Raw genomic sequence first — 19,648 nt, 5'->3', positions numbered from 1 at the left:
CGTATTCTTCGGTAATAAAACGCCACTCGTCGGCAACTTAGTGTTTTTTATCTATTGTACCCCGTTGATACAAAGAATGAAAAGTATATTTGATGGTATAAGTTCAACTTTCTATAAAAATAATTATAAGACTAACCTTTTTCAATGAAGCAACTTTCCTACCTATCCCGTCTCTCTGCCGTGGGGTTGATTGCGAGTGCCGTTGTCATCACTTCACAAGCTCAACAGCCTACTCCTCCCGACGAAAATCGTTTCACCAAAAGCGTACTGACCGAAAAGCTCGACGAGCCAATGGAAATAACGTTTCTGCCCGACAAGCGGATTTTGTTTGTGGAGCGAAAAGGGAATTTAAAAGCGTATGACCCTAAAACAAAGGAAGTGAGTGTCTTGGCTACGATTCCTGTCAATACCAAATATACCAATCGACAAGGACAAGTACGTGAGGCAGAAGAAGGGTTAATGGGGCTGATTGCCGACCCAAATTATGCCAAAAACAACTGGATTTACATGTATTATGCTGATCCTAGTGAGAAAAAACACGTGTTGGCGCGCTGGGAATTGAAAGGTAATGAACTGGTGGAGGCGTCTAAAAAGATAGTGTTGGAAGTACCTACGCAGCGCGAAGAATGCTGCCATACGGGTGGGGGAATGGTGTTTGACAAAGCTGGGAATTTATACTTAACGACAGGAAATAACACAAGCAATAGCAATTCTGATGGCTATGCGCCCATTGATGAACGCCCCAACCAAAGTACTTGGGATGACCAACGAGGCGCGGCTAGTACCAACGATTTTCGCGGAAAAATCCTAAGAATTAAACCGCAAGCCGACGGAAAATATACGATTCCAGAAGGTAATTTGTTTCCCAAAGGTACCCCTCAGGCCCGTCCCGAGATTTATACAATGGGACACCGCAACCCTTGGCGTCCAACGCTCGATAGTAAAACGGGCTTTTTGTATTGGGGAGAAGTAGGCCCCGATGCCTCCAAAGACTCGGAACGTGGGCCGCGTGGTTACGATGAACTCAACCAAGCCAAAGGGCCAGGATTCTTCGGCTGGCCCTATTTTATTGGAGATAATAAAGTATATGGTGATTGGGATTTTGAAACTAATAAACTGAAAGCCGATTCAAAATTTGATCCAGCCAAACCCATCAACGACTCGCCCAACAACACGGGTTTACGTGAGTTGCCACCTGCCCAAAAAGCATTTATTTGGTATCCTTATGCCAACTCGCCCGAATTTCCGCTGGTAGGTAGCTCGGGACGAAGTGCCACGGGTGGGCCTGTATTTCGCAAGGCTGATTTCAAAAATGCGCCCCGTCCTTTCCCCGATTATTACGAAGGAAAATGGCTCGCGGTTGACTTCATGCGCGGCTGGATTATGGCGATTACGATGGACGAAAAAGGCGACTATAAATCAATGGAGCGTTTTATGCCCAGCGAAAACTTCAGCAGCGCCATCGATATGGACTTTAGCCCCGACGGAGATTTGTACGTACTCGAATACGGAAGTGCTTGGTTTAGAGGAAATGACAACGCACGGCTAGTAAAAGTACAGTACAACGCAGGAAACCGCACGCCCGTTGTTCAGGCAGCTGCCGACCGCAAAGCAGGCGCGGTACCATTCAAAGTAGCGTTCTCATCCGAAGGTACCAAAGATGCCGACAATGATAAACTCAACTACGAATGGAAAATTACTTCAAAAGCGGGCGTATTGAAAACCCTAACTGAAGCTAATCCTACCGTTACGTTTGACAAGCCTGGTACGTACAAAGCGACCTTGACGGTGACGGATGCCAAAGGAGCAAAAAATACCCGTTCGATTGAAATCAAGGCTGGAAACGAAGCCCCAGAAGTGGTGTTTGAAGTAACAAAAGGCAATAAATCGTTTTTCTTTCCCAACGAACCCATCGAATACCAAGTAAAGGTTAATGATAAAGAGGATGGTAGCTTGGAAAACGGAAAGATTTCCCCCAATCAAGTAGCGGTAAATCTGGATTATATGCCAGACACTTTTGACCCCGTGGAAATAGCAGCCAACTACCATACCACCGACGCGTCGGTTCGATTTAACACAGGTTATAAACTGATGAACGCCAGCGATTGTAAGTCGTGCCATATTGTGGATAAAAAATCGGTGGGGCCAAGCTACCGTGACATTGCCCAAAAATACAAAGGCGATGCGGCTGCCGTAGAGAAGTTGGCCCAGAAAGTTATATCGGGTGGGGGAGGCGTATGGGGAGATCACGCCATGAGTGCGCACCCACAAATTTCGCCAAATGATGCCACAACGATGGTGAATTATATCATGAGTTTAGGCGAAAAACCGCTACAAGCTCCATCGTTTGCGACCAAAGGAGCGCACACACCAGCCGTTCCCAAAGGAGAAAATGGCCGTGGTAGCTATGTATTACGGGCTGCTTACACCGATAGGGGCACAAAGCTGCTTTCACCGTTGATGTCAGAAGACATTGTTCATTTACGCAATTCGTCGCTCGACCCTGCCAAGGCCGACAAAACCAAAGGTTCTGAACTTTTAATTACGCCCAATAAGTCGTTTAACCTCATTGGGACGGATTCGTACATTGCCTACAACCACCTCGATTTGACGGGTATCAAGCAAATCGAAGTTTTGGCCCAAGCAACCACCCGCGTAGGGGCAGTAGGCGGAACGATAGAAGTGCGTTTGGGCTCACCTACGGGGAAGCTAATTGGAAAATCTACGCCAGTTGTGGTAAAAGACCCAGTGACGGGGCCACCACCTGCCGCCACCAATAATGCCACGACTGCGGCGGGTGGAGCCAATGCCCAACGCCGTCAAGCACAAGGAGCAGGCGGTTTTGATATGAGTGCCATGATTCGTCGAGGTGCTCAACAGGCTGTAGCCAAAATTGAGCCCACTGAAGGGTTTCAAGATGTGTATTTTGTCTTCAAAAATCCTGACGCAATGCCCCATCAAATGCTGATGTCGGTCATTATGATTCAATTTCAAAACGCAATACCTAACCAATAACCCCTCATCGTTAAGCATTTCTCACGCTACCTATGAATTTTGTTTGTCAAGCGCTTCGGCGTTGAATCGGTACACAAAAGGAGGTTTATGGGCTTTGCCTGTAAACTTCTTTTTGACCCGTTCCAAAATTCCCAAGTTCAGCATCTTACGCTGAAAATTTGCCCGCAACAACTTCTTATCAAGCACGGTTTCGTACAACGACTGTAACTCGTTCATGGTAAATGTCTCCGAAAGCAAGTTGAATCCGACCAACTTATGGTCGATGGTGAGTCGTAACGTTTCGAGGGCTTTGGCAACAATACGATTATGGTCTAAAATCAAGGGGGGAGTATCGTGTACATCGTACCAGTCGCCCACGTCCGAAAAAATATCGGGGGTGGGTTTTACTTTTGAAAAGTCCACCAAGGCATAATAGCCAATCGTAATAAACCGCTGCAATAACCAGTGCTCTTTCGTTAAATCAAATCCGTGGGAGGCCATGGTCGCTTTGTGGACATCCCAGTTGCCGCGATTGGGCTCACCAAACGTGTAAAATTGCTCCAAATAAATGTCTTTTACCCCTGTACGTTCCCACAAAATTCGTTTGGCGGCCTCGGCGGTGCTTTCATTTTTAAACACAAATCCACCAGGTAAGGCATGGGCTTTGGTTTTTTTAAATTCGAGTAAAAGCACTTTTAGCTGTTGTTCGTGAAACCCAAAAATGACGCAGTCAACCGACACACTTGGGAGGTATTCGGGACCTTGGTCTAAAAAATCTTTTATGTTTTCGCTAGGAAGCATACGCGTAATTTTTGCACAAAAAAAAGAAAAAATTTGGAATATCGACGTCAACCCAATAAGTTTGTATCATAATGATATATACCTGTAAGCTGAATTCTTTACAATAACGTTTCAAAACTCTAAATCAAACAACGACGCTCATTTTTCTTTCTTAGAATAATCCATTTTAGAAACAAAAAATACGTTCCTCTGGGTATCAATCACTAAAATTAAGAAAAATAAAGGCACTAATTATCAAAAAGATACTTAGTACAAATGTGTGTGATTTAGCCAAAAACAAAGATTTTTATTTTTTTGTAAGTATATAGCCATTTATAAACTCTTTTTAGTTGGATTAGCAGAATTGTTCGTTTGTTAGTACCTATTAGTTAGCCGTAAGGCTTTTCTCCACACAATCGTTATCTATTTACTGAGTACGTTTCTAGAAGCAACCCAAAAGGTAGCTTTTGGGTGTTGCACACTTTCCCACGCATTATTGTCAATTTTTGAAACATAAACTGTGTACGTATGTAGCGTATTTTTGTGTTTTTTTGCGTCTAGAAAATTTGTATTTTTTTTATATTTTTTGTTCACTTTTTAACCTATCAGTTTTTTCTTATGAGAACAAAGTTCTACTCACTGTTGACGTGTGTGGTGGCATGGATGTTCCTACTCCTCCTTGCACCCGACCCAGCACACGCCCAAGAACGTAAAGTATCGGGGAAAGTAATGGCTTCAGATGGCCCTATTCCAGGCGCCACGGTGTTGTTGAAAGGTAGTAACGTGGGAACGTCAGCAGATGCCGACGGCGCTTTTACTATCAGTGTCAAAGGTGCCAATCCTGTATTAGTTATTTCGGCGATTGGTTACAAATCGCAGGAAGTTCCAGTTGGAAACCAAACAATGATTAATGCCAAGCTTGAGGATGAAGCGAATGCTTTGACTGAAGTGGTTGTAACTGGTTATACTGTAGATAAGCGCCGTGAGTCAACGGGGGCTATTTCTACCGTAAAAACCAAAGACCTTACAACGGTGCCATCTTCAAGTGTTGAGCAACAATTACAAGGTCGGGTAGCAGGTTTGACGGTTGTAACTACCAGCCAACCAGGATCAGGAAGCCAGATTCGGGTTCGCGGTTTTGGTGCATTTGGTGGTAACGAACCGCTTATCATTGTTGACGGATATCCAGTAGGTAACGTAAACTTCTTGAACCCAGAAGACATTGAATCAACGACAGTATTGAAAGATGCGTCGGCAGCGTCAATCTATGGAGCAAGAGCGGCCAATGGTGTGATTGTATATACGACTAAGAGAGGTAAAAAATCAGCTAAAAAACTGAGCGTTACTTACGATGGTGTGTATGGTCTTACTGACCCAGGTAAAGGACAAAAAATGATGAACCCACAAGACCAAGCAGATTGGACTTGGACGGCGCTTAAAAACTCTGGTTCGCCTCTTTCTCACCCTCAGTATGGTTCAGGCCCAACGCCAGTATTGCCCGATTATCTTAAAGTAGGTAATAGAAGTGGGGTAATTGGAACGGTTGATTTGGCCGCAGAAAAGTTAAAATATAACATTACTGGACCAACTATCGGTGATTTTTACCAAGTTATCAAAGCGAATAAGGCAGGAACAGACTGGTATAAAGCATTGACCCAAACAGGAACAATCAGCAGACATAGCTTAGGTTTTGAAGGTGGAGGAGATGCTTCTCGTTTCTATGTAGGTTTGTCAATGCAAGACCAACAAGGTATTTTGCCAAGCCAGCGTGCAAAGCGTTATGCGATGCGTGTGAATACAGAGTTTGATGTTTTCAAAAATGTACGAATTGGTGAAAATATCCAACTTACTTTCCTTCAAATCTTAGGTCGTCAGGGAGGAAATGAAGGATTGCAGTCGTCACAAGATGAAAACGATATCTTGGGCGCATTCAGATCGCCTACAATTATCCCTGTTTATGACGAATTTGGCGGATATGCGGGTACAACTGCCCTAGGTTTCGGACAAGGTTCAAACCCTGTTGCTAACCAACAGGCTGGTAAGCTCAACAAAAACTACAATGCTTTGGCATCTGGTAACTTCTACATTGAAGTTGATCCTATCAAAGACTTGACGTTGCGCTCATCAATCGGTGGAAACTTTACTAATTTCTATAGCTGGGGATATGGCCGTCCAATTTATGAAACCCTTGAAAACAAAGGTGTTAACTGGTCTTACAACGAAAGTGGTGGATTTAGATTAGGCTGGACTTTCACGAACACAATTTCTTACAAGAAGAAATTTGGTATCCATAATTTGGATTTGTTGGTTGGACAAGAAGCACTTAACACGGGCTTTGGAAAAGATTTACGCGCTGATGGCCGTAACCCATTCTCTGGTGATCCAAACTACATTACAATCTCTACGTTGGATATCAGGAACCCAGCAAACAGTACCAAAGACAACGGGATTACATTTAACTCTTATTTTGGTAGAGCGATTTACAACTTGAAAGATAAATACATCATTACAGGGGTACTTCGCCGTGACGGTTCTTCTCGATTTGGTGCCAACACCCGATATGGGGTATTCCCAGCGGTATCTGCCGCATGGAGACTTTCGGATGAGCCATTCATGAAACAATTCTCTTGGGTTACTGATTTGAAAATTCGTGGGGGATATGGTTTGATGGGTAACTCAAATAACGTTGCTCCTGCCAACCAATACAACCTTTATGCACAAAGCGTAGAAAACTCATCGTACGACATCAACGGTACAAACGGTGGCGTAGTAGGAGGTTTCAGACAATCACGCATCGGAAACCCTGATGCAAGATGGGAAACAAGTATTACCAAAAACGTGGGTATTGATGGTTCATTCCTTAACGGGAAATTGGATGTTATCTTCGATTTGTGGCAAAAAGATACCAAAGATTTGTTGTACCGCTTGCCCATTACGCAGACAGTGGGTGGGGCTACACCTCCTTCGGTTAACGTAGGGACAATGGTGAACAAGGGTATTGATATTCAGTTGATTACTCGCGGTAAATTTGGAGGAAAAGTAGGCTACGAATTTGATGTTACGGGTAGCTTCCTTGATAACAAAATTACCGAAATCGGTGGCGGTCTTACTTATTTGCAAGACGTAAACCCAGGCTTTAGAGGTGTAAACCCTATTCGTAACCAATTGGGTTACTCTCTTTCTTCTTTCTACGGATATAAAGTACAAGGACTTTTCCAAAGCCAAGAAGAAATCAAGAATGCTCCAACGCAAGATGGAGCTGGCGTAGGTCGTTTCAGATATGTTGATGTAAACGGAGACGGAAAAATAAGCGCAGACGACCGTACGTATTTGGGTAGCCCAGTGCCTAAGTTTACGGGTGGTTTGAACTTCCGACTTACCTACAAAAACTTTGAAGTATTGTCGTACTTCTACACATCAATCGGAAACAAAATCTTTAATATCTCAAAAAGATTTACCGATTTCTATCCGTTGTTCGCAGGTTCTGCCATCTCAGAGCGCGTAAAACAATCTTGGACTCCACAGAATACTGGTGCTACCATTCCAATCTTTGAAGCAAACGATGGTTTCAGTACAGGTTCTCAATCTAGTGACTTTTACGTAGAAGACGGTTCTTATTTAAGATTCCAGAACCTTTCGTTTGCCTATAACTTCCCAATGGAATTGGCAAATAAATTAAGATTGAGCAGACTTCGTGTTCATGCCGCTGTCAACAACCTATTTACAATTACCAAATATGGCGGATTAGATCCTCAAGTAGCTGGTGCTGCGGATACTAACTTTGGGGTGGATTTAGGAAACTTCCCAATGACTCGTCAATTCACTTTCGGTATAAATGTTGGATTTTAACATATGAACAAAATGAAAAAAATAATCTTTTCACTTACAAGCATTATTCTTTTGTTAGCTGGATATGCCTGTAAAGATAGCTTTCTAGAAGTACCTCCAACGGGCTCACTTGCTAAAGCCCAGCTTACCAGCAAAGCTGGTTTGGACGGAAGTTTAATTTCTGCGTACGCTCAATTGAGTGCTTTGGGACAAACTCACTCAGGGCCTTCAAACTGGCTGATTGGAAGTATTAGAGGGGGAGATGCCAACAAAGGTACTGACCCAGGGGATGGTTCTGAAATGAACCCTATTCAAACATTCCAATACAACTCGACGGATCCTGTAGCCGCCAACGTGTATCAAAGTTATTTTGAAGGTGTTTCGAGAGCTAATGCCGTTTTGGCTTTGTTGAAAGAAGCACAGCCAAGTGTAAAAGCGGAAGATATCAAATTGATCACTGCGGAAGCACGTTTCTTGAGAGGCCACTTCTATTTCCAATTGAAAAGAAACTTCAACTTAGTACCTTATGTTGATGAAACTAAAAATCTTTCAAACGGAATCGACAAAGTGAAAAACGATGTTGAGCTATGGCCAAAAATTGAGGATGATTTCAAAACGGCTTACAACGATTTGCCAGAAACATCATCTGCTGTTGGACGTGCTAACAAATGGGCAGCGGCTTCTTACTTGGCCAAAGTATATTTGTATCAAAAGAAATATGCAGAAGCCAAAGCGTTGTTTGATTTGATTATTGCGAACGGTAAAACAACAGGTGGCAAAAAATATGCGTTGCTTCCTAAATATTCAGATCTTTATCGTGTAGCAAATGACAACAATGCTGAGTCGGTGTTTGCAGTTCAAGCAACTGTTAAATCAGGAAATGGAAACAATGCCAACGCTGATTTGCAATTGAACTTTATCCAAGGCTCTGATCCAGGTACTTGCTGTGGATTCTTCCAACCGTCGTTTGAATTCGTAAACTCGTTCCGTACAGATGCAAAAGGACTTCCATTTTTGGATGGTACTTACAATGCTCCTGCCAATGCGGTTAAAACGGATATGGGTATTAAATCTGACGTGGCTTTCACGCCAGATGCAGGGCCACTTGATCCACGACTAGACCACACAGTAGGCCGTAGAGGTATTCCATTCTTGGATTGGGGCCCACACACAGGCTTTAGCATGATTCGTAACCAACCAAACGGTGGTCCGTACTCTCCTAAAAAATACTTGTTTACCAAAGCTGAAAAAGCAGCAGGTTTAACTGAAACAGGAGGTTGGGGACACCAAACTTACAATGCCTACAACGTTACTATTATCCGTTTTGCTGACGTGCTTTTAATGGCAGCAGAAGCAGAAATCGAAGTAGGTTCGTTGGCTAAAGCACTCGAATATACCAATATGGTAAGAGGTAGAGCAATGAACGCGTCTGACTACGTAATGATTGATGGCAAACCTGCCGCTAATTATAAAATTGCGTTGTACGATGCTTTCCCAACAAAAGAATATGCTAGATCAGCCGTTCGCTTTGAAAGAAGAATTGAATTAGGAATGGAAGGATATCGTTTCTATGATTTGGTTCGTTGGGGCGAGGATGTAGCTGCCATCAACAAGTATCTCCAATACGATCAGGTATTGTTGCCTGGTGCATTAGGTGGTGCTAAATATGAAGCTAAATATGCGTTGTTCCCTATACCTCAAGGCCAAATGGACTTGTTGAATAGCAAAGAACAAATCTTAAAACAAAACCCTGGCTACTAATCCTCGGTTATTTCTTGCAACTCAAAATCGGCAAGTCGAATGACTTGCCGATTTTGTTTAAATAGAACCAGTCGTAATCTTGTATTTTTATCCAATCATTCACCTATAATTTTGAGCGTATGGTTGCCGCACGCCTTGCTGTTATTAGTTTGTTTGCCCTCTTTTTATTGAGCTCCTGCAAAGATCAACCCCTCTTTTCGAGACTAGAAGTCAGCGATACAGGCATCGACTTCTCGAACCGCATCGTCGAAAATGATACCTTGAATATCCTTGACTTTGAGTATGTCTATAACGGCGGAGGCGTCGGGATTGCAGACATGAACGGTGATAGCTTACCCGACATTATTTTTTCGGGAAATCAAGTCGATAGCCGTATTTATCTCAATAAAGGCAATATGAAGTTTGAGGATGTTAGTAAAAAAGCAGCATTTTCAAATCGAGGACGCTGGTGTTCGGGAGCGAGTTTGGTTGACATCAATGCCGATGGGCGCATGGATATTTACCTCACTGCTACCACCAAAGGCGTAGAAGACCAACGGGCCAATCTGCTCTTTGTGAACCAAGGAAACGACAGTGAAGGTGTGCCTACATTCAAAGAAATGGCGCATGAATATGGCATCGACGACCGTGGGCATTCGATGAACGCCGCTTTCTTTGATTATGACAATGATGGAGACTTGGATTTGTACGTTTTGACGAATACGATTGAAAGTAATCCCAATCAGTTTCACGAAAAACGCCGCGATGGTTCGTCACCAACTACCGACCGTCTTTACCGCTGCGATTGGAGCGAAGGAATCAACCACCCTGTTTATACCAACGTATCGAAGGAAGCGGGCATTCAAATCGAAGGATATGGGCTGGGTATCAACATTTGTGATTTTAACCGTGATGGCTTCAAGGATATTTATATTACAAACGATTACCTAACCGACGACTTGCTTTACATTAATAACGGCAACGGTACTTTTACCGATAAAGCAGCCGACTATTTTAAACATACCAGCAACTCAGCCATGGGTAATGACGTGGCTGACATCAACAATGACGGCCTCGTTGACATTGTGGCGGTGGATATGTTGCCCAAAGACAATGCCCGTAAAAAACGCCTGATGGGGCCTAATAGTTACCAAACGTACCTCAACAATGACCTGTTTGGTTTTACGCATCAATATGTTCGCAATACACTTCAACTTAATTTGGGAAATAAACCCAATAGCAATGACCCCGCTTTTGCCGAAATAAGTATGCTTTCTAACGTAGCCGAAACGGATTGGAGTTGGACGCCTATGTTGGCCGATTTTGATCACGACGGCTTTCGTGACTTGATTATTACGAACGGTTTTCCGAGGGATGTCACTGACCGTGATTTTGGTCAGTTTAGAGCGGAAAGCAGTTCTATTGCTCCGAAAAGCTACTTATTAGGAGAAATTCCCATCGTTAAAATTCCTAATTACGCTTTCAAAAACAACGGCGATCTTACCTTTAAAGATGTTTCAGAAGCGTGGGGACTCAACCAAGCATCGTTTAGTAACGGTGCTGCTTATGCCGACCTCGACCGTGACGGTGATTTAGACCTTGTGAGCAACAATATCAATGATTCTGCTTTTGTCTATCGCAATAATTTGGTGGAATCTAAGCCCGAAAAAGCCCATTATTTGCGGGTCGTGTTTAAAGGGGAGGGGCATAACCTCAGCGGGCTTGGCGCTAAAATGACGCTTTATTACCACGGAAATCATACTCAAGTCTATGAACATTCGCCTTACCGTGGGTATTTGTCAACTGTAGAGCCAGTAGCGCATTTTGGTTTGGGAGAAAACCGATTGATTGATTCTGCGACGGTGGTGTGGCCTAATGGAAAACAACAAGTGCTGAAAAATCTCCAAGCCGACCAAACCCTGATTGTATCACAGTCAAACGCAACTCAAAACAATGTGGTGCCTGCCCAGAATCGGGCGTATTATTTTACGGATTTAAACGATTCTTTGCAGCTTGCCTGGAAACACGAAGAGGTAGAATACATTGATTATAACGTTCAAAAACTACTCCCTCACAAGCTTTCTCAGTATCCACCAGCAGTTTCGGCAGGTGATATTAACGGGGATGGCCTGGACGATTTCTTCGTGGGAGGCTCACGCCAGCACAAAGGACGTTTCTTCTTACAAAATCCTTCGGGCAGTTTTACATTGGTCGACCTGTTGCCCGACAAAGAAGGAACCGACAAAACATCGGAAGATTTGGGTACGTTGCTTTTTGATGCCGATGGCGACGGTGATAACGATTTGTACATTGCAAGTGGTGGAAATGAATTACGCCCCAATGATGTGGGGTATCAGGACCGCCTCTACATCAACGACGGCAAAGGACATTTTTCGCTTGCGCAAGGTGCGCTACCTGCATTACTAACCAGCAAATCGTGCGTGCGCGCGGCCGACTATGACCGTGATGGTGATTTGGATATGTTTGTGGCGGGGCGGGTCATTCCTGATCAGTATCCAGCCCCAGCCAGCAGTTATATTTTGCGCAACGATACCAAAGCAGGGGTAGTGAAGTTTACCGACGTTACGGCCCAAATTGCGCCTGCGCTGCAAAACCTTGGCCTTGCTTGCGATGTACTTTGGACCGATGCCGACAACGACGGTTGGCTTGATTTGTTGATTGCGGGAGAATGGATGCCGTTGACTTTGCTCAAGAACAAAAAAGGTAAATTCGACATTTCGCCCTCCGAACTCGACACTAAAAAAGGTTTTTGGGGGAGCTTAGTAGGCGCTGATTTCGACCACGATGGCGATACCGACTACATTGCAGGAAACCTCGGGCTGAATACCCTCAACAAAGCCTCTGACACCCATCCGTTAAGTATATTGGCGGGCGATTTTAACCAAGATGGCAGCTATGATGCCATTCCATTTGTGTATTTCCCAAATCCACAAAACCAGCTTGTCCGTGTGCCTTTTCATGGGCGCGAAGACCTTATCAAGCAGTTTATTCAAACAAGAATGCGTTTTCAGAAATACGCTGATTTTGTTAATGCAACGTTTGATAATATACTGACGGAAGAAGAACGCAAAAAAGCACTTCAATTGGACGTTACCTATTGCCAATCTGTCTATATCGAAAATACAGGAAATGGAACGTTCAAAACCAAGCCTCTACCCATATTAGCCCAAATTGCCCCAATCAACGGGATGATTGTCGAAGATTTTGATACCGATGGTTTCTTGGATGTCTTGCTAGTGGCCAACGATTTTGGAAATGAGACCAGTTCGGGGCGATATGATGCTTCCAATGGGTTGTTGCTCAAAGGCAACGGCAAAGGAGATTTTGTGCCAGTGCTCCAAACTCAAACGGGTTTTTATGTACCGGGCAATGCCAAAGGACTGGCGCAGTTGACAAACAAAGCGGGGCGTCGCATCGTAATTGCGACTCAAAACCGTGGTACTCTACGGAGCTTTGGCCAAAACGGTGCTTCTCTCAAATGGGTAGCATTACAGCCCCACGATGCGTACGCGCTTATTCGTGACAAAAAAGGAACGGTACGTCGCCAAGAACTTTATTATGGCGCTTCGTTTTTATCGCAGTCGGCGCGTAAGTTGGCACTAACGACTCAGGATGCTTCCGTTGAGATAGTTGATTTTCAAGGGAAGAGAAGGAAGGCTTTGTAAAAGCGTTTAAACGAAAAGGCCAGCCAAAACAAATTTGGCTGGCCTTTTCGTTTAAATAGTAAGCTTGCCTACGCTTTCGGTGTCATAAACTTGGCTTTGACAAACTGCCAAACCATTGGCAACACCGAGAGGCCAATGATTCCAAAAATAACCAACTCAAAGTTTTTCTTTACTATCGGTAGGTTACCAAAGAAAAACCCTAGCATTGTCAACGTCGGTACCCACAAAAGCGCCCCTACCACGCAGAAAAGAATGTAACGTGAGTAGGTCATGCTTCCTGCTCCTGCCACAAACGGCGCAATCGTACGGACAATCGGAATAAAACGCGCCATAATCACGGTTTTGCCTCCGTGTTTTTGGTAAAAAGCTTCGGTTTGTTCCAAGTATTCGCGTTTAAAAAACAGAATCCGTTCTCGTTTTTTAATGGTCGAGCCCAAAAACTTACCCACAAAATAATTGACGTTGTCGCCCATCAGCGCCGCCACAATCAACAACGGAATGACAATCCAAGGATTAAGTGCGCCCGTAGAAGCTGCTAGCGCCCCCGTCGCAAAAAGCAATGAATCGCCTGGGAGCAAGGGCATTACCACCAAACCAGTTTCAGTAAATACGATCAAAAACAGAATCAAGTACGTCAGCGTACCGTATTCAGTAATAATGTCAGCAAGGTGCTTGTCGAGGTGCAGAAAAAAATCTACTACTTGTGCGAGAAATTCCATTTTTATGGTTTTTGGTTACATTTTTTTTATAGTCGATGGTCAATAGTCCACAGTCGATGGTTAGTAGTCCATGGTTTTGAATAGTACTATCGTCTATCGACCGTGGACTATCGACTATGGACTACTAACTACCCAAGTGAATTTCGGAGCGCTTGGGTCATTTTAATAATTTGTTCTACATCCGAATAAAGTTTTTTGAAGTCAGTGTCATTAATGATATTTCGTCGTTTCCCAATATACAAACATGAGACTACTTCAATACTTGAACGTATAGCATACCCCAAAAAGCGGCCAAACTCTGCATTAGATTGTCCCGTTGAACCTTCTGCGATATTGGGGGATATAGAGTCTGCGGCGCGTTTTATTTGAGCTGTGAGAATAAATGCCTCCTCTTTTGGAAAAGTAAGCGTAAGCTCATGAACAGTTCCACTTAATTCAATTGCTTTCTGCCATACTACTAACTGCTCAAACTTAAAGGCCATTTTAGCTTTTTTTGTTTATGGTTGATTGGTAATTCACAGTCGATAGTCCATCGTTTTGAACTGTACTAAAATCTGTCGTCTATCGACCATGGACTATGGACTATCGACTATCAACCTATTTCGACAACTTCCAACGTTTGCGGGTTTTGTCGTTGAGATAATTAGCAAATGTATCCCCACGTAGCCCCAAGCGAATGGTTTCGAGCGGAATAATCTCGTTGGGAGCGATGTTCCCAAGGTTGACGTTTGCACCTATCAATTTGACAAACCAGACCTGTTGGGCTTTCTGCGGTGCTTCCCAGATGATGTCTTTATTGGGGACTTGGGTCAAAATTTCTTCTACTAACCCTTGACGAACTTCCCCGCTTGAACGGAAAAGACCTACGTTGCCCGATTCGCGCGCTTCTCCAATCACTTTCCAAGCGCCTGCTTCCAACTCCGCTTTCATGAGCTGAATCCACTTGTAAGGCGGAATAATCTTGGTTTCGTCTTTTGAACCTACTTCCGACAATACCTTTACTTGCTCGGCCAAAACGCGAATAAAATCACACTTAATTTCGGCAGGCATTTCAATCGACCCGTCTGATACTTCGGCGTATTCCAGCTGGTATTCGTCGATAAGACGGCGATAGTCTTCAAATTGATTTCGTACGACAAACGCCTCAAACAGCGTCCCTCCAAAGTAAACGGGAATACCTGCACTTTTATAGACGGCGATTTTATCTTTGAGATTGGGCGTAACAAAAGAAGTAGCCCATCCGAGTTTAACAATATCAATATGAGGAGCCGAAATGTCGAGCATATCTTCGACTTGACGAATGCTCAACCCTTTGTCCATGACCATTGTTAATCCGTACTGACGTGGTTTGGAAGTGCGGTCGGGGACTTGCGATAGTTTGAAATTCATATCGTTTGGTTAGGTATGTCTTTGAAAGTAAACCGCAAAATTAGCGATTCCAACCACAACCTACTAAAGTGCCTAAGAAAATAACCTGACTTTCATCAATCTTTAACAAAAAACCCGCAGAATACTCTGCGGGTAAAAGCGTGGGGTTTGGAAGTCAATATAGGTCAGTACAGCGCTGGAAATTGCTGTGGATTTGCTTCGTGAATGAGGCTATACGCTGCCTCTACAATGTCTTCAACATTGGGTTTTGAGTAATAATCACCGTCGGAACTATAGGCTGGTCGGTGAGGTTTGGCCGATACACATCTTGGCGCCGAATCAAGCCATTGGTAGGCATTTTGTCCGTCTAACACTTGTTGCATCATGTAAGCGGATGCTCCTCCTGGCATATCTTCATCGGCAAATATCACCCGATTGGTTTTCTTGATAGAATCCACAATCGAATGATGAATATCAAAAGGCAAAAGTGTTTGAATATCAATTAGTTCTACGCTTATGTCGAGCTGAGAAAGCTGCTCGGCCGCCTCTTGTACAATGCGACACATCGAGCCGTAGGTGACAATGGTGAGGTCGGTACCTTCTCGCAATACTTCGGGCTCGCCGAGCGGTACGCAAAACTTCCCTAAATTAGAAGGAAGGTATTCTTTGAGGCGATAGCCGTTGAGAGGCTCGACAACGAGGGCGGGGTCATCGCCGCGCAGTAGCGTATTGTACATTCCTGCGGCTTGTGTCAAATCGCGCGGTACGCAAACGTGTAGACCGCGCAAACTGTGAATCACCGAACCCATCGGCGAACCTGAGTGCCAAATGCCTTCTAAGCGGTGGCCGCGTGTACGAATAATAAGCGGTGCTTTTTGCCCCCCTTTGGTACGATAATGCAGCGAAGCGAGGTCGTCGGTGAGGGTTGCTAACGTATAAAAAATATAATCGAAGTACTGGATTTCAACAATAGGCTTTAGACCACGAATGGCCAATCCAATGCCTTGGCCAATAATGCTTGTCTCTCGAATGCCCGTATCCGTAATGCGTAGTTCGCCGTATTTTTCTTGAAGTCCCGCAAAACCTTGGTTCACGTCGCCAATTTTTCCTACGTCTTCACCCATCGCAACGATGCGCGGGTCTTGTTCAAATAAGGCATCAAAGTTGGCGCGAATAATTTGGTAGCCATCTAGTAGGGGAGCGTCTTGGAGGTATTGTGCGGCTACGGGCGTTACTTTCAGGGGAGATTCGGGCGATTCGCTGTATAAGTGCGAGCTAAAACGGTCGTGGTTAACTTCTGCATTTTTGGCTAACCATTCTACCAGGGCGTTTCGAGTAGCGGAAGGTTCAAAGCGTAAAAAACGAAGTGCTTTGCGTATGGCTGATGTATTGTAGCGGTGCAAAGGAACAATTTCTCGTTTTAACTCGTCGCTTATTTTGAGCAAATCGGAAGTAAATCGACTTTCGTGGGCGGCAGTTTGTAGCAATGCTAATACTTCATTTTGTTCATGGAGGATTGCTTCACTATATACTTTCCATGCATTGTTTCGTTCTTGACGAATGAGTTTTTTGGCATGTTCGTCAATCTCCTCTAATTCCTCAGGAGACGCGTAGCCATTGGTCAAAATCCACTCTTTAAACTTCAGATTGCAGTCACATTCTTGTTCCCATTGGAGGCGCTTGGCTGATTTGTAACGGGTATGCGAGCCTGAGGTAGAATGGCCTTGCGGCTGAGTGACTTCTTCTACGTGAACCAATACTGGAATGTGGTGGGTCCGACACAGCTCTGCGGCTTTTTGGTAGGTTTCAATCAGTCCTACATAATCCCAAGCTTTGACCGTAAAGATTTCAATACCGTTGGTTCCTTCTTCTCTTTGCAGCCCACCGAGTGCTTTGGAAATACTGGCTTTCGTGGTTTGATATTCGACAGGCACCGAAATCCCAAAGCCATCGTCCCATACCGACATTAAAAGGGGCACTTGTAATACCCCTGCGGCATTCATTGTTTCCCAAAACATCCCTTGAGAAGTAGAGGCATCACCGATGGTTGCAAATGTTATTTCATCGCCATTGTGCGAGAAATCCGTCATTCCATGCAAGTTTTCGTTGCCACGGTAAAGTTTAGAGGCGTATGCTAACCCTACTGAGCGCGGAATTTGTCCAGCCGTAGGAGCAAGGTCATTGATATGATTATAGGTAGTTGTTTGGGGTTTCCACAAACCATTTTCGTCCAAATAACGCGTGGTGTAGTGGTTATTCATCGAACGGCCTGCGGTGTGCGGCTCAAATTCGACGTCGGCATGGCCATAAAGTTGGGAAAAAAACTGCTGCCACGTGAGTCCTCCAAGGGCTGCCACGACGGTTTGGTCGCGATAATAGCCCGAACGAAAGTCACCTTTTCGGAATGCCTTGGCCATGGCTATTTGGGCCAATTCTTTTCCATCACCAAAAATTCCGAATTTCGCTCGACCTCCCATCACATCTTTTCTTCCCAACAAGCTTGCTTGACGACTCTCACATACCAAACGATAGTCGTCCAGAATATTTTGGCGCGTTAGCGCAATAAGGTCGGTGGCGAGTTCGTTTTCTATCACGTTTCTTGATGAGTGTTTTTTGTTAGGTTTCGTTGTTTTGGCAAGTAAATATACAGGAAAACAACTGATGTTTCAAAATACAACTTTTTTGAGTTTCTTTGTTCTAAAATTTTGAGCAAAAATAACATTTGGCAAAACTTTTGCTCCTACAATTTTTGTTAGATTAGCAACCAACTTTCACAAAACTTAATTTTACACACAACATGAAAAAGGTTTTTTCACTATTCGTAGCAATTTTAGCATTTAGCGCAGTTAGCTTCGCTCAAAAAGGAGTAATCAAATTCGCTAAGAACGAAAATGATTTCGGTAAAATCGAGCAAGGAAAGCCAGTAACTTACGTATTTGAGTTCACAAACACAGGTACTGACCCAATCGTATTGGGTAATGTGGCGGCTTCTTGCGGATGCACAACTCCTGAGTGGACGCGTGAGCCAGTGATGCCAAACAAAAAAGGAACAGTAAAAGCTACGTTTAACGCTGGCGTGATGGGACCTTTCAACAAGACCGTGACTGTACCAAGCAACGCTGAAAACGGAACCGTTTATTTAACACTCAAAGGTGAAGTGATTGCTAACAAAACAGCTACACCTGCGAAAAGTGGTAAATAATCGCCCTTGAAAGTGTTTTTCAAACGATAAACTTTCATTCCTAAAAAGGCTTTGGCTTTGGTGCCGAAGCCTTTTTATTTATATTCACCCCGCTCGTTAACCCACTTTAGAATGATTAGAACCATTGCATTTCTCGCCTTAGTGGTTGTTTTTTCATGTAACAACACCAGCGATAACCAACACCAAGCATCTCATCTTCACCACACATTAGTAGATTGTGTTTCGGACAAATCGCTTTCTCCTGAAAAACTTGCCGAAGTAAAAAAACGTATCAAGGCCGATGAAAAAGCGGCTCGTTTGGATTCACTTTTTCAGCGAAAATTCAAATTAGAGCGGTTTAATGGCAATGTCCTCATTGCACAACAGGGCGTCGTTTTGTACCGAAATTCCAACGGGTACGCCCAAGTTGAAAAAAAAGACACCCTTCGTCCTGATTCGAAGTTTCAGTTGGCGTCACTTTCAAAAACATTCACGGCGGTAGCTATTCTCAAACTGTATGAAGCAGGTAAGCTTAGTTTGGAAGACTCCGTCAAGAAATTTATTCCGCAGTTTCCGTACTCGGGTATTCAGGTCAAAAGTTTGCTTTCACACCGCAGTGGCTTGCCCAATTATGCTTATGTACTCACCGACAGCGTACGTAAACGCAATCCTTACCCGACCAACGATGACATCGTGCGCTGGTACTGCGCCGTGAAACCAAGACCTTATAATACGCCCAATACGTATTTTAGCTACAGCAACACCAATTACGCTTTGCTGGCCACGATTGTGGAAAGAGTATCGGGGAAAACGTTTGAGGCGTTTCTTCAAGATTCGATTTTTAAGCCCCTAGGAATGAAAAATACGTGGCTGATTACAACCCAAAACGATTCCCTGAATCAGTTGCGCACCGCAGGCTATCAGCACAATCGCCGTTTGCCAAAAGATAATTTTGACGATGTGGTGGGTGACAAAGGGGTGTATTCTACCATGGATGATATTTTTCGCTGGTATGCAGGTTTGAGCGGAGGCTGCGTGTTGCGTCCCGAAACGCTGAAGGAAGCTTTCACGCCTCGTAGTTTTGAGAAAAGAGGCATCAGAAACTACGGCTATGGCTTTCGGATGCACGTGGACGAAGCCACCAAACAAGCCAAGTACGTGTATCATACGGGTTGGTGGAAAGGCTACAATACCTTGATGTGGTTTAGTCCCAAAGACAAATTTGTCATCATCCTTTTGAGCAACCGCTACAACCGCAGCATCTATCAAATCAAGCCTATTTTGCAGATTTTAGAAGGAAAAGGCGAAGTGGACGCTGAAATCGAGGAAGGGATGTTTTGATTAACTTTCAA

The 19,648-nt window shown here is 44.0% G+C and carries 11 protein-coding genes; 6 read left to right on the top strand and 5 right to left on the bottom strand.

Going from position 1 to position 19,648, the window contains the following annotated elements; all coding sequences use genetic code 11:
• Positions 1–144: 144 nt before the first annotated feature.
• A complete protein-coding gene (locus tag FHS57_RS05520; protein WP_183971895.1) occupies positions 145–3,015 on the top strand; it encodes a PQQ-dependent sugar dehydrogenase in 2,871 nt (956 codons plus the stop codon).
• A gap of 30 nt (positions 3,016–3,045) precedes the next feature.
• Here the strand turns inward: FHS57_RS05520 and FHS57_RS05515 are convergent, their stop codons facing one another.
• Positions 3,046–3,795, bottom strand: a complete 750-nt coding sequence (locus tag FHS57_RS05515) for an NUDIX hydrolase (protein WP_183971894.1) — start codon at positions 3,793–3,795, stop codon at positions 3,046–3,048.
• 597 nt (positions 3,796–4,392) lie between these two features.
• On the opposite strand from FHS57_RS05515, the gene FHS57_RS05510 reads away from it, so the two are divergent.
• From FHS57_RS05510 to FHS57_RS05500, 3 genes are all read left to right on the top strand, one after another.
• The gene (locus tag FHS57_RS05510; protein ID WP_183971893.1) at positions 4,393–7,623 is read left to right on the top strand and encodes a SusC/RagA family TonB-linked outer membrane protein; all 3,231 of its coding nucleotides are present in this window, start codon (positions 4,393–4,395) and stop codon (positions 7,621–7,623) included.
• Positions 7,624–7,635: 12 nt separating this feature from the next.
• Positions 7,636–9,363, top strand: a complete 1,728-nt coding sequence (locus FHS57_RS05505; protein WP_183971892.1) for a RagB/SusD family nutrient uptake outer membrane protein — start codon at positions 7,636–7,638, stop codon at positions 9,361–9,363.
• A 119-nt stretch (positions 9,364–9,482) separates the two neighbouring features.
• Positions 9,483–13,028, top strand: a complete 3,546-nt coding sequence (locus FHS57_RS05500; RefSeq protein ID WP_183971891.1) for a VCBS repeat-containing protein — start codon at positions 9,483–9,485, stop codon at positions 13,026–13,028.
• Between the two features lie 68 nt (positions 13,029–13,096).
• Here the strand turns inward: FHS57_RS05500 and FHS57_RS05495 are convergent, their stop codons facing one another.
• The 4 genes from FHS57_RS05495 to FHS57_RS05480 all read right to left on the bottom strand — a co-directional run bounded on the left by FHS57_RS05495 (position 13,097) and on the right by FHS57_RS05480 (position 17,709).
• The gene (locus FHS57_RS05495; protein WP_183971890.1) at positions 13,097–13,747 is read right to left on the bottom strand and encodes a DedA family protein; all 651 of its coding nucleotides are present in this window, start codon (positions 13,745–13,747) and stop codon (positions 13,097–13,099) included.
• Between the two features lie 128 nt (positions 13,748–13,875).
• Positions 13,876–14,229, bottom strand: coding sequence for a four helix bundle protein (locus FHS57_RS05490; RefSeq protein ID WP_183971889.1), 354 nt, complete (start codon positions 14,227–14,229; stop codon positions 13,876–13,878).
• A gap of 115 nt (positions 14,230–14,344) precedes the next feature.
• On the bottom strand, positions 14,345–15,136 hold the full coding sequence (locus FHS57_RS05485; RefSeq protein ID WP_028524387.1) for a phosphosulfolactate synthase: 792 nt from the start codon (positions 15,134–15,136) through the stop codon (positions 14,345–14,347).
• A 164-nt stretch (positions 15,137–15,300) separates the two neighbouring features.
• Positions 15,301–17,709, bottom strand: coding sequence for an alpha-ketoacid dehydrogenase subunit alpha/beta (locus tag FHS57_RS05480; protein WP_183971888.1), 2,409 nt, complete (start codon positions 17,707–17,709; stop codon positions 15,301–15,303).
• A gap of 203 nt (positions 17,710–17,912) precedes the next feature.
• On the opposite strand from FHS57_RS05480, the gene FHS57_RS05475 reads away from it, so the two are divergent.
• Together FHS57_RS05475 and FHS57_RS05470 are read left to right on the top strand one after the other, a co-directional pair.
• Positions 17,913–18,317, top strand: a complete 405-nt coding sequence (locus FHS57_RS05475) for a DUF1573 domain-containing protein (RefSeq protein ID WP_122932073.1) — start codon at positions 17,913–17,915, stop codon at positions 18,315–18,317.
• A gap of 111 nt (positions 18,318–18,428) precedes the next feature.
• Positions 18,429–19,637, top strand: coding sequence for a serine hydrolase domain-containing protein (locus FHS57_RS05470; RefSeq protein WP_183971887.1), 1,209 nt, complete (start codon positions 18,429–18,431; stop codon positions 19,635–19,637).
• Positions 19,638–19,648 lie beyond the last annotated feature (11 nt).

The sequence above is a fragment of the Runella defluvii genome (assembly GCF_014195535.1).
GTDB classification, from domain to species: domain Bacteria; phylum Bacteroidota; class Bacteroidia; order Cytophagales; family Spirosomataceae; genus Runella; species Runella defluvii.
Note: the sequence above shows the minus strand (reverse complement) of the source record. Positions and strands in the feature narration are given on the sequence as shown.

Bases quoted from the DNA above. Each gene is read 5' to 3' on its own strand.
- FHS57_RS05520 (WP_183971895.1), top strand. From the start codon at position 145: ATGAAGCAACTTTCCTACCTATCCCGTCTCTCTGCCGTGGGGTTGATT.
- FHS57_RS05490 (WP_183971889.1), bottom strand. From the start codon at position 14,229: ATGGCCTTTAAGTTTGAGCAGTTAGTAGTATGGCAGAAAGCAATTGAA.
- FHS57_RS05500 (WP_183971891.1), top strand. From the start codon at position 9,483: ATGGTTGCCGCACGCCTTGCTGTTATTAGTTTGTTTGCCCTCTTTTTA.
- FHS57_RS05510 (WP_183971893.1), top strand. From the start codon at position 4,393: ATGAGAACAAAGTTCTACTCACTGTTGACGTGTGTGGTGGCATGGATG.
- FHS57_RS05475 (WP_122932073.1), top strand. From the start codon at position 17,913: ATGAAAAAGGTTTTTTCACTATTCGTAGCAATTTTAGCATTTAGCGCA.
- FHS57_RS05485 (WP_028524387.1), bottom strand. From the start codon at position 15,136: ATGAATTTCAAACTATCGCAAGTCCCCGACCGCACTTCCAAACCACGT.
- FHS57_RS05470 (WP_183971887.1), top strand. From the start codon at position 18,429: ATGATTAGAACCATTGCATTTCTCGCCTTAGTGGTTGTTTTTTCATGT.
- FHS57_RS05495 (WP_183971890.1), bottom strand. From the start codon at position 13,747: ATGGAATTTCTCGCACAAGTAGTAGATTTTTTTCTGCACCTCGACAAG.
- FHS57_RS05505 (WP_183971892.1), top strand. From the start codon at position 7,636: ATGAAAAAAATAATCTTTTCACTTACAAGCATTATTCTTTTGTTAGCT.
- FHS57_RS05515 (WP_183971894.1), bottom strand. From the start codon at position 3,795: ATGCTTCCTAGCGAAAACATAAAAGATTTTTTAGACCAAGGTCCCGAA.